Origin of the sequence: Rahnella sp. BIGb0236 (genome assembly GCF_004364755.1) — a bacterium.
GTDB lineage: Bacteria > Pseudomonadota > Gammaproteobacteria > Enterobacterales > Enterobacteriaceae > Rahnella > Rahnella victoriana.
Genome location: NZ_SOAO01000020.1, coordinates 42,120 through 53,416, shown reverse-complemented (window position 1 = coordinate 53,416; position 11,297 = coordinate 42,120). Strand labels below are relative to the sequence as shown.

Sequence of the window (11,297 nt, the reverse complement as noted above, 5' to 3'; positions counted from 1 at the left end):
CCATTCAGACGCCGGATAGATTCAAGCAAGCCAATTTATCGTCAAAATCGGTGTTGCAAAAACGGGAGTGACCATAGATTCCGTTTTCCAAGCGGACCCCAAACAAAACGGACTTGCCAAAGCACTGAGGGAAATTGGTCGTATTGAACGAACTCTGTTTATGCTCGACTGGTTCCGCGATCCGGCACTTCGTCGGCGGGTACAGGCGGGACTGAATAAAGGAGAAGCCCGTAACGCGCTGGCGCGTGCGGTATTCCTACACCGGCTGGGTGAAATCAGGGACAGAAAACCGGAAAATCAGAGCTATCGCGCCAGTGGACTGACGCTGCTGACGGCTGCCATATCCCTGTGGAATACCGTCTATATGGAAAGAGCGGTCGATGCCCTGAAGCGCAAAGGGGTGAAGATCAACGAGCAACTGCTGTCGCATTTGTCCCCGTTAGGCTGGGAACACATCAATCTGACAGGCGATTATATATGGAAAAGCAACCGGATACCGGCTTCCGGTAAGTTTCGTCGGCTGAGACCAGCTAAAGTCGAAAGGTCAAAAAATAGCCTTAACGTACAATAATTTTCGATATCCAAACTGACCCCTGATAAGGCGCTTCAACAACAATTTGCCAAGAAACTGAAAAAGTGTTGCGAAAATCCTCATGTTCCTTCGGCCAAACTTCGCGGGATGCCTGGGTGTTATAAAATCAAACTGCGCGCATCGGGCTTCCGTTTAGTCTACGAAGTAATTGATAACTTCCTGATTATCGCAGTCGTAGCCGTTGGTAAAAGAGAACGCAGTGACGTCTATCAGTTGGCCAGTGAGCGTTTAAAATAACGTCCAGTGCAGATTTTTATGCCCGCCAGGGCATGCAGGCGACAGTAAGTCTTTTTGGCAAATCGGGGGCTGATTATTCCAGCATCACCGACGACTATCAGCCCCTGGTATCCTCAATCCCCCACTCTGCCTGCCAGACTTAACTACGTTAAAACCCCACAGAACTTTAGGTACGCCGTCGGAGTGGTCACGGCAAGGCCTTGCCGCGTTGGCGCCCTTTGGGCGCTTACGGGCGTGTTTCCCACAACCCAAACCGACATTCTCACAGCAACACTAAAGTAGTAGTTACAACATCCGTCTATTAAAGCGGCACTGATCCCGGCCTTCGGCCGGGGCGGCGCGGCTTTTCAGGGCGGTCGGGTTCCGCTCAGGAGTTACCGCTGTGCACGGTGCGGTGTTCAGGGGGCAGCTCGGGAGCCTCAGATTTGCACGGCGTAGTTAAAGACGTCATGTGAATGTTGTAACTAATTACTTTGGGCAACCTTATTCCAAAGGGCTTGCGAAGGAAGTGTAAACCGGTGGTCTTCCCCAGCCCTTTAGTTCGACTCTTAAACATGCGTGCTTGTTTTGTCGGATATAAGCCACATTCCTATCGACTGCTGCATACCTGTTACAGTCAGAATACGGGTACGCATCAAGGAGTAGATAATACTCCTGAGCTTTCGAGTCAATATAAGTAAACGGAAGAGCAGTAAGGAATAATCCACCAATTACGAAGTAACTAAACCCAAAAGATAGCGAGTTATACTCTTCATCGTATTTAGTGGTGAAGAGTGATGATGCTTTGTAGTAAGCAACTTTGACCCAATATCGAAGGAAAAGAAACAACCCCGTCAGTACGATACAAAGTGGTATTGCCGCAAGAAGGCCGCTTACTGAGGAAGAGTAGTTTAGAAATTCGTGATCGACCTGAAAGGTTGCATTCAGGGATTTTTCAGAAAAAATTCTGCAGATGAAAAAGATCCCGCTGGTAAAGAATACCGTACCTATGAAATTAGAGGCTTTCTCAAAAACTCGTTTCCAATTTCTTATGATATAAACAAAAAATGGTATGTAGAAAACTGCAAAGGCGAACAATAAGAATTCATATTTCAGCAAAACGAGAATTAGCATCGCATATGCAATAAGAATCGATGTATTGAGCAAACTTTTGTACTTAGGGTGCATACCGTAACTTCCATCCTTTTCTTCATGAATACCAGCACCTTAACTTATCGTAATTTCTAAGGAAAACAATTCCCTGTTGCTTCTGTAAGCAACTCCGAATTAGTAAGGATATGCCCCCCATCTATTCGCAATAGTTGTTTCCGTAACGAAGTGGAGGCGTCTCTTATCAGATGCGTACCTAAAAGGACGCACTGAAAACACTCCCTTTTTAAAGGGCTTCTTTTGTTCAGAAATTACGTTCGAAGTTAATGGCTGAAGTCGTACTGGCGACGAAGTTAACTTTCGTGCATGTTGAGATTCATCGTTTACCGAGCGGATATGCGTCACTTTGAAGGCAAAATTTGCGGAGTTTTTTGGTCGATAACGGTGTTAACAGATAAAAGCTAAGAAATGCGGGTATGTTGGTGGTATCAGGATGTAAGAAGTCCCCATGCTGTCAGCACGGTGAAGGAGATATCCATAATCGGGAGAGTTAACGGTTATTGGCGAGCTCGAGTAATAACCGGTAATACATTTCCGGGTCAGAACTCACCAGTCCCGGATGTGCATGTCTGAATAACGCTTCGAGAGTCATTGCCTCATGAGGCATGACACTGTTTGACCACTGGACCCAGGCTCTGTAATACGGATGCTGCTGTTTGCGCTTTCTATTCAGTGCCCGTAGCTGGATGTCTTTGTCATCAAGTAAACGATCGATACGCGAATTATCTTTATTTACCAGCGTGTCCAGCTCCCCTTCCAGGGTCGCCATAGCTGTCTGCTTGAGTTCCTCGAGATCCGGGCTGACAACCCACCGCTTGATCTGCTTCAGCCGGTTACGCAAGGAGTGCTTCCTTTTAAGATCCAGACCGAAAGCCTCAAGGCGCAATAAATGGTGCTCGTATTTTTTACGCAGGCTTTCTGTCAGCCCTTTTTTAAGCGCCCACATTTTGAACTTACCGAGCCACTCTCTAATTTCTTCGCCGGCGATCCCCCGCGAGGTAAAAAACTTATCGGCCAGCCAGATCCGCATCGGTTTGTTCTGGCCAGCATCCGGATCTTTATCGTGATCCACAATGACATACCCCATCTGTTCCATAACAGACAACGCTTCCCGTGGACTGTCATAGGCTTTCCGTCCGTTTTCATAGACATGAAGCATCCCTGCAGCAGCGGCAATTTGCTCAAAAGGCATCATGATCTCAAAGCAATAGTCACTGTCGGGGTTATAGTCACAATGCGCGGCCATCGCCATGGAAAGAACCGTCAGCGTCTCACGGATCTCTTCCCTTGCCCTGATGCGCATAGGTTTCGGGACAAAATTTGGATTGTTACGTTTAGTGTAGGGAACATAACCTTTGCGCCTGAGAGCGATAAGATCCAAATTGCGGTGCCAGTCGTGGTTCTGAACGCGAGCCACCACTTTAGACGCGGTCCCTCTTGGAACGGCACAGCAAAGGTTAGGCGTGTAACGCCGGTGAATTTTGGAGCGCCCTTTGCGAAGTTTGTTAGACTCACCCCGCTTACTTTTAACGGGTGTTTCTTCCCTGAGTTCAGCAGTGCCACCTGCCGGCCCTACCTGCTTTATATGACTCATATTACGTTCGCCCTTCCCTGAGATAAGATCCCGTTACCTGCCGGTGTTTTCCACTTCTTCAGTCAATCTGCTGCCAGACGGATTTGGGGACCCGGTCAAACAATCTGCCGGTGATGATTTCAGCCCGCCGATGATCGGCTGCCAGCTCAAACTCATTGACCCATTCCTGAGGCAGTCGCTCCCTCTGATGACTGGTGACCAGCTCTAATGTGTGCAGCTTTGTGCAACGCCGCAATTGCAGTAAAAAATCCATCTTCGTCATTGTCTGCCTCCTTTTAAGAACTGCCGCTGCCAGTCAGCGGCCGGTAGTTTTGTAATTCACTCACCGAACGTTTTTTCAATGATGATTTCGCGTTCCAGTTGCTGAAGTTTTGTCGCCAACCGTTCCTGATTTGCAACCTGCAAGACGGCACGATCCTGACTCAGATTTGCAGGATCTGATTGTTTCCCTGCGGCTTCAGCCAGTGCTTTGCTGTCTGGCTCAGGTAATGACTTCGCCTGTTCTGCACGAACAGCATCAGCGGCAAGGCGCAGTTTTTCTTCCTCTGGTAACACGGCAGCGGCCTGTGCTGCTTTATCCAGCGCAGCGTGCTTCTTCTCATCTTCAGAAGGGATAAATGGCAGAGGTTCGCTTTCCGGTTGCTGCGCCTGACGAAGGACCTCATCGTCCGTGGCCAGATGACTGCCAGTGATGCGGGGAAGGTTGTGAGGAATTCCAGAGCCAGAAAGTCGGACAAGTACACCGCTGTCCGGATGCTGACAGGCTAACGCCAATCCTTCCTGAATATTGCCGGCGACGTGCGTATCGCCATTCCGGCTGACCTGCAGTCCTGCAAACCGAGCATCATCACTGCCCATGACTCTCGGCGCACCGTCCAGCCACGCGCCACCGCCCTGCGGCATAAAGCGCACTTCATCGAGATAGACGCCGGCGCGTTTACCGTTGCTGTCCCAGACCGGCAGTGCGATATGGGGCTGCGGGTACTTCTTCCCGGGAGCGATAAATTTCGCCATACTCTCGCCGGCTTCCACACCGCTGGTCTGCAGAAGCTTTCTCCCGAGCGGGGTGTCCTGTAATGGCGTGGCCGTGGATAACAGCTTTTCGGCCACCTGCGCAGCACGGTCGGTGTCATGGTGCAGCAGATCATGTGCAGAATGGCGCTCGGCCTGCCGGTCGAGCTGCTTCAGCCAACTCTCACGGTCATCCGTGTAGACCTGCACGTGCTCCTTTGCGCGCGACAGAGTCACATAACCCGCTTCCCGTGTGGCCATCCGTTTACGGCCACCGTCAGTACCCTCCAGCGTAATGACATATCGCTCACTGGCCCCCTGTGCCCCGTGCGCCGTGACCGCGTAGGCCAGATCGATATGTCCATCTTCGACCAGGCGCCCGGGCTCCAGTACTTTTTCCTGTTCACCGTTAGTCAGCGTAATCCGGCCGCTGTTTTCAAGTTTGCTCACCTGCCACTGGCTGTTGGCCACATAGCCCCGCTCGTTGTCGCTGCGGGTAAAACGCATGCGGTCGCCGGTGCTGACGGTGATATCGCGGGGGACATACAGCGAAATGTCCTGCGTACTGTTTTCGAAATTGGAAATCACTGCCGGTTTACCGGACTCATCTGTCAGTGTGACCAGTCCCTGCGCTGTGTCCACGCTGCTGACCGTCATATGCTGATTATTCATCACGGCCACGTGACCAACATGGTCGCTGAACCCATGAGCGCTGCGCAGTGCCTTTTCCGGCATGCGGGCAGGTTCGAGTACGGTCAGCGTCAGTTCGCCCGTCCCCAGCTCGCCGTTTTTCTTCAGCGCATCGTGAATACTTTGGTTAATGGCATGGCGATCGGCGTTGAGGTGCGCCACGACCAGCGTTTTCGCCTGCGCAGGCGGCGTACGCCCTGCAAAATCACGCGTGATCGCGTCAATAATGTCTGCGGGTTCATTTGCTCTGGATTGGTCTGTGACAGGCATCGCCCCCGCGTCAGGCTGACTTTCTGCCGGTGCTTTGAATTCCATGACTGAGGAGGCCGGCGCCCACGCATTCGTTTTACGGTGAATTTGTGCAGGCGATATGGCTTCCACTTTCTCCAGCGCGCCTCTGGCATCACCTTCGATCATGCTGTAGATAGCCGGGCGCAGCTGAGGAGTCTGCCGCACAATGTCCTGCATCACTGCGGTATCAATAGGGCTGCGATTCTGCAGCAGTCGGAACGGCTGGCCGGGTTCTATAGGCTGCAACTGCGCGACGTCGCCGCTGTTAATAGCACGCCCGCCCGTATCGGCAATACGCTGGTAAAGTTCGGCCATATCGCGGTTGCCCACCATGGAAGACTCATCCACCAGGAACAGCGTATTACCGTAGTCCGTCTGTTCTCCGGCAAGATTCTTCTGACGTTCCTCGCTCAGAAATGAGGACAGCGTCTGCGCCTGCACGCCAACTGACTGCATTTCATGCACGGCGCGGTGCGTCGGAGCCAGACCAATAACCTCCGGCCGCTGCGTCGCAGGCAGACTGCCGAGTGCCGCCATCACGGCCTTAAACTGGGTAGTTTTACCCGTACCGGCGTAGCCCTGAATGGCCACAAAGCGGTCAGGACTTTCGAGGATAAGTTTGGTGCCGGCCTGCTGACCGCCGGTCAGCCCGGCGAGGTATTTCTCTGGCACAGTGTCCATCAGTGGCGTTACGGCATTTTTACCTTCAGCCACCGAACGGATGATGGATTTCTCCATCTCATAGGTGACACGCGGTACAATCAGGCCACTATCGGCACCGGCGACCGGCGACAGACTGATAAGATCGCCGTTTTTAACCTGCCGGTCGATTTCAGCGCTGGCCTCAGACACCGTGACGTCCGGCGACCAGCCGAGCGAGGCGGAAATCAGGTTGGCTTTGCTGAAGGCGATGCTTTGCGACTGCGCCCGGCTGAGGCCCAGCGCGACCGACTGCGCTACCGGCGTATTCAGAGAGTCGCGGTTTTTCAGCATGGCGGCATCGAGGTTTCGCTCACCGGCTACCCCCTTCACCTGCTCGCTGGCCACCCTGAAGTTGGGATTGCTGATCAGCCTCTTTTCCGCCCTGTCCTGCGGGAGTGCGGTGTAAATCCTCGCCGTCGACCCGCTGCGGGAAAGCTGGTTGAGCGCGGCGGTGTTGAGATCACGGGTACCGGTAGCGGCCAGCACCACCTGGTTCTCACTGACGCTCGCCCCCAGCCCCTCCACCAGCGGAGAGGCCAGCTTCAGGGCGCGTGAGGTATCCAGAACCAGCGATGTATCCCCTTTACTGACCACGACGCCGCCGTCCACAAAACCGGTGACCGTCATGCCATCCCGCGCTTTGACTTTGCCTTCCAGCTCGCGGCCCACCGCCATCAGCGGTTCCCCGATGGCGACCGGCAGCTTTTTATGGGCAAAAGCGCTCCAGCTGCTGTCGAGTCCACTGATTTTCTCCACACGTACTTCGCCGGTCTCTGAAACCAGACGCAGGGTGTTGGTACTCTCGGTGACGCGGTCGACGCCGTATCGCGTCATGGTTTTGGTGTCTTTGTCCCACTTCTCCATCACCATGCCTGCGCGGTAGGTGTCGCGCTGGGTGCGGGTTTTGCCGTCCAGCCAGACCGGCTGAATAACGGACATCTGGCGTTCGTCTTTGCCCAGCAGGCCGGTCGCCTGCAGTTCTGCCCGGATAGCCGTATTGAGCAGCGCCTGCTCACGCGGACCGCTGGCCTGTGCCACCACCGGCTGACCTTCGGCCTTGAGCGCAGCATAGTCCTGAGCCAGACGGTCATAACGCTGGTGTTTGTCACTTTCGCTCACCACAGTAGTCAGGGTTTTAGAACCGTCGTAAAACCGGTACTGCGGCACGCCGGCATCTTTGAGCACCGACAGGGCATTGCCGGTGCCGGTGCGGTTTTCAGAATCGATAAACAGCATCTGCACACCCTGCGCCTGGCCTTTTTCAAGGATGAGCAGCGTTTCTTTCAGGGACAGCTTTTCTGCCTGAGCCAGAACCAGCGTGCTCTGCGGGGGCAGCGTCAGGTCGGCGGTCAGGGCACTGCGCGACATCACCTTTCCGGCGAGCTGCGGGTCAAGGGAGAGAAAATCCCGTCCGCGGTTGTCTGCTGCCAGAACGACCACGTCCCGCCCGTTCTCACCGGCCATGATGGCCGCATCGGTGACGCGGTCACGCAGCTGGGTCGCCCCGCCGCGCCCGGAGAGAATGGCCACCGGCGATTTATCCTGACTAAGAACGGAGTAAGCATCGGCGTAGGAACGGGAGCGCTCCACTGCACGCTCGGGAAAACTCAGTACGCGGTTTTCCTGCATCGCGGTTTTCGCCAGCTGATGCACACTGAGTTCGTTCAGAAGGTGGATATCAGAGGTGAAAATGCCCTTCTCTTTATCCAGCGGGATAAGACGCTGCTGCTCAACGGCCGCGTCGATGCCGTCGCGCACGCGGGCAAACAGTCCGGGTTCGGCGGGCAACTGCGACGCGGTTTTGGCCAGCATGTCGGAATAGGTAAACTGCACTTTGCTGTCGCTGAGAGTAGAAATGGCGTTGCCGATGGCGGTGGCCATGTCAGGGGCAACGCCGGCGGATTCGCTGACGTCTGCGCCGCGCAGCTCTCGCGCCTTCGCCCGCCCGACAAAGTCAGGAAGATTAAACCCGGTCTCTTTCAGCTTCTCGTTCCACTCGGCCACAAGTACCAGCGGGTCGGAGGCCACTTTGGCCTTGCGGGTATCGAGTGCGGCGATATCACGTGATTTTAAAGAGGCCCCGTCACCGGCGGCGGCATTGATTGCCTGGCTACGTTGAGAGAAAGCCTCCACCGGCACATCCTTGATTTCCCACAGACCGTTTTTCCCGGTGTTATGCGTCTCAAAGCCCATCTTTTCCACAGACTCACGCAGCGAATGGCGGTAGATATTGCCCAGCGCTACCTGGTTGGCGTACATCGTTTCGGAAAAGCCGGTTCTCATTTTGGTGTCGCTGGCCAGCGCCCGCCACTTGCCTTCCGCCTCGGTGGCATTAAACACCAGCGCGTGGGTATGCAGCTGCGGGTCTAAGTCGCGGGAGGTATCGTGGTTATAGAGCGCGGCAACAATATTGCCGGTCAGCACGGTCTGCGTCTGGCCACCTTCGGTAATACGTGCGCTGGCCAGCGCCTCCACTTCTTTCATGACGGTATCAACCGCACGGATGTGCGCGTCAATAAACCGCCTATCGCCGCCAATGAGAGCCATCATCGAGACACTTTTGGGCGCCGAAAACGTCAGGTCATAGCCGGGCCGGTGCGTCTCTTTGCCGTTTTCAACGCGCGACAGCACGTTGCCATCGGGCAAAATTCCCTTCTTCATGGCGTTCATCTCGGCGTCCAGCACTGCACCGGACAGCCCCAGATTTTCAGCGCCCTCGCCCAGCCAGCGGGACTCGAGGCTGCCGAGTACGTAGTAATTATCCTGGCTCGAGTAATAACCGGCATCGCCGGCTATCGGACTGATGCTCATCATAAGTAGAAGCCTCCGTCACGTTCGTCATTCCCTTTTTCCGCACGACTGTGATTGATGTTCACCTCTTCGCGGCGCATGGCGTCCTGCGTTTCGGACTGGGCGGCGTACTGCTCATAGGCGTCATAGTCAACGATTTCGCCGTCTTCGCTCATGCCAGGGGGAAGCTCAATATCGATTTCTTCATCACGGCCACCGGCGGATGCTGTCTCAGCAGTCTCTGCCGCCGCAACTGCTGCAGCGACAGGTGTTGTCACCCTGGGCGCGGAGGCCGTGTTCATTACTGTGTTTGCGGGAACCGGCGAAGGCGGCATGTTGACCTGACTGCCGGCGGGGATCACGGCGGCAGTCGCAGGCACAACTGGCGGAGTTTCGACCGATGCATCCTGGCTGAATAATGCATTCATCATGCTTTCTTCCGCCCAGCGCCTTTCCAGATCTTCTTCAATCTCGGGGTCAAGGCTGGATTCAACGTCGCGTTCCAGGATGGCTTCAGCAACTTTCGGCAGTTTCTGGTACTTCAGGGCCATTTTCACCACCGGATAATCACCCGGCAGCGTGACAAAACATTCCAGGTCTTCCAGCTTCTGCACGTCAGTGTGACTGACGATATTGATCCGTTCTTCTTCCTTACCGAAGGAGATACCGTCACGCACCGACTCGTTACCAAAGCTGGTTTGCTCGCTGAACCTCTTACGCACCGTCTCGCCGATATCTTCGGCGACGAATTTGGACACCAGTGCGCTCGGTGAACGGAAGAAATACTTGGTGTTGAGCAGGTCGAACATGGCTTCGGCAGACTTATTGCCGTAGATTTCTTCCAGCTGAGGATAGGACTGGAAGCCCAGCAGGAAACAGCCACCAAACTTACGCGCTTCGGCGATAATAAAGGGCAGCCCGGGCAGCTTGTGCAGCGATGGCAGTTCGTCGTAGAAGAACCAGACACGACGGTGGCGGTTCTCACCCATCGACAGCAGGCTGTCGGCGGCAATGCTCAGCCACATGGAAATGACCGGTTTGAGCGACTCATGATGCTGCTGGTTAGAGGTGATAAACAGCCATGGATTTTTAGCGCCCACCTTCGTGCCCTGCATCCACTCACGGATGGTGAATTTGGGTTTACCGCTGCGGTCGATGCCCTGCAGATAACGCATGGCCTTCACGTAGTTGGTTAGCACGCTTCGGATCGAGATAGCTGTCTTCTCGATTTTTCCGTCCACCAGCGTCGCGGCAGGCGTACCAGCGAGAAACTCGCGAAGCTTGTCGAGCTTGATAGCCAGCAGGGTGCGCAGAAATTTGTTATAGCTCAGCTCCGGATCTTTACGCATGCGATGCGCGGCTTCAGAAAAGATAGTTCGAGCCGAGCCCTGCCAGAACGGGTCTTCCGATGCCCCCATCGGGATGAGGGAGGTGGAGATGGTTTCCAGCGACGGCAGCGTCGGACACTCGCCCCACATGTCCCAGTTAGCGCAGCGCTCGTCCTGCGGATTCAGCAGCTTGTCTTTGGTTTCGTCGTAATACTCCTCAACGAAGGTGCAGCCTTTGTCATAGATAATAACCAGGTCGCCGCGCTCACGCAGGTAGGTCAGGAATTTACGCATCAGCGTGGACTTCCCGGAACCGACGGTGCCATGCATGCCGAAGTTTTGAATTTCGCTGTCTTTCTTAATCGGCAGATCGTCGACTTTAATATCCGAGGCTTGATCGCGGCTTTTCATCATTCTGGCGACGACTTTCACGTCGGTATTTAACACGCGGCCGCCGATGATTTCATCCTCACTTTGTTTTTTACCCAGATGTCCCAGATACCAGAAAAATACACCTGTACCGATAAAGACCATAACCAGCGATATCAGCGCAGAAATAATGATTTCCTGCTTCAGCAGTTGTCCGCAATATGACGTGTAGGAATCACTGACAATTTGCATCGCAGTGTAGTTAAGTTTTTTGCCGTAATAATCCAGATGGTAAATCGTCGGATTTACAATGTGTTTCTGGAAAGGTGCTATTGTTGTGGCATACCAATACATCAGCCCATTCATGATGTTCTGTATGCTCATGCGGATAAATAATGTCGCAACCGTAATGATCAGGAACGACATAATCATATAAAACGAAATGATGTTGTTTATTTGCAGGAACATCCGCAGGCGCATAAACGCAACCTGCCCGCCCTGTGTAAAGTCGCGGGAGTTGAAGCTCATAACCTTTCCTTAGGCA

5 protein-coding genes and 1 pseudogene are annotated in these 11,297 nt (G+C 54.1%); 2 read left to right on the top strand and 4 right to left on the bottom strand.

Going from position 1 to position 11,297, the window contains the following annotated elements:
* Positions 1–91: 91 nt before the first annotated feature.
* Positions 92–571, top strand: a pseudogene (locus EDF78_RS24485) (Tn3 family transposase); the annotation flags it as partial.
* A 6-nt stretch (positions 572–577) separates the two neighbouring features.
* Complete coding sequence (locus EDF78_RS24480; RefSeq protein ID WP_133824144.1) at positions 578–829, top strand: type II toxin-antitoxin system RelE/ParE family toxin; 252 nt, start codon at positions 578–580, stop codon at positions 827–829.
* A gap of 1,639 nt (positions 830–2,468) precedes the next feature.
* Here EDF78_RS24480 and EDF78_RS24475 read toward each other — a convergent pair.
* The 4 genes from EDF78_RS24475 to traD are packed head-to-tail and all read right to left on the bottom strand — an operon-like array spanning position 2,469 to position 11,281.
* Entirely contained in the window at positions 2,469–3,572 is a 1,104-nt protein-coding gene (locus EDF78_RS24475) for a Replication protein (protein ID WP_133824141.1), read from the bottom strand.
* Positions 3,573–3,630: 58 nt separating this feature from the next.
* On the bottom strand, positions 3,631–3,834 hold the full coding sequence (locus EDF78_RS24470; RefSeq protein WP_133824140.1) for an Hha/YmoA family nucleoid-associated regulatory protein: 204 nt from the start codon (positions 3,832–3,834) through the stop codon (positions 3,631–3,633).
* A gap of 56 nt (positions 3,835–3,890) precedes the next feature.
* The gene (traI, locus tag EDF78_RS24465; RefSeq protein ID WP_133824139.1) at positions 3,891–9,080 is read right to left on the bottom strand and encodes a conjugative transfer relaxase/helicase TraI; all 5,190 of its coding nucleotides are present in this window, start codon (positions 9,078–9,080) and stop codon (positions 3,891–3,893) included.
* Positions 9,077–11,281, bottom strand: a complete 2,205-nt coding sequence (gene traD, locus EDF78_RS24460) for a type IV conjugative transfer system coupling protein TraD (protein WP_133824138.1) — start codon at positions 11,279–11,281, stop codon at positions 9,077–9,079. The genes traI and traD overlap by 4 nt, the downstream gene beginning before the upstream one ends.
* Between the last annotated feature and the right edge of the window lie 16 nt (positions 11,282–11,297).

Bases quoted from the DNA above. Each gene is read 5' to 3' on its own strand.
- EDF78_RS24475 (WP_133824141.1), bottom strand. From the start codon at position 3,572: ATGAGTCATATAAAGCAGGTAGGGCCGGCAGGTGGCACTGCTGAACTC.
- EDF78_RS24470 (WP_133824140.1), bottom strand. From the start codon at position 3,834: ATGACGAAGATGGATTTTTTACTGCAATTGCGGCGTTGCACAAAGCTG.
- traI (WP_133824139.1), bottom strand. From the start codon at position 9,080: ATGATGAGCATCAGTCCGATAGCCGGCGATGCCGGTTATTACTCGAGC.
- traD (WP_133824138.1), bottom strand. From the start codon at position 11,281: ATGAGCTTCAACTCCCGCGACTTTACACAGGGCGGGCAGGTTGCGTTT.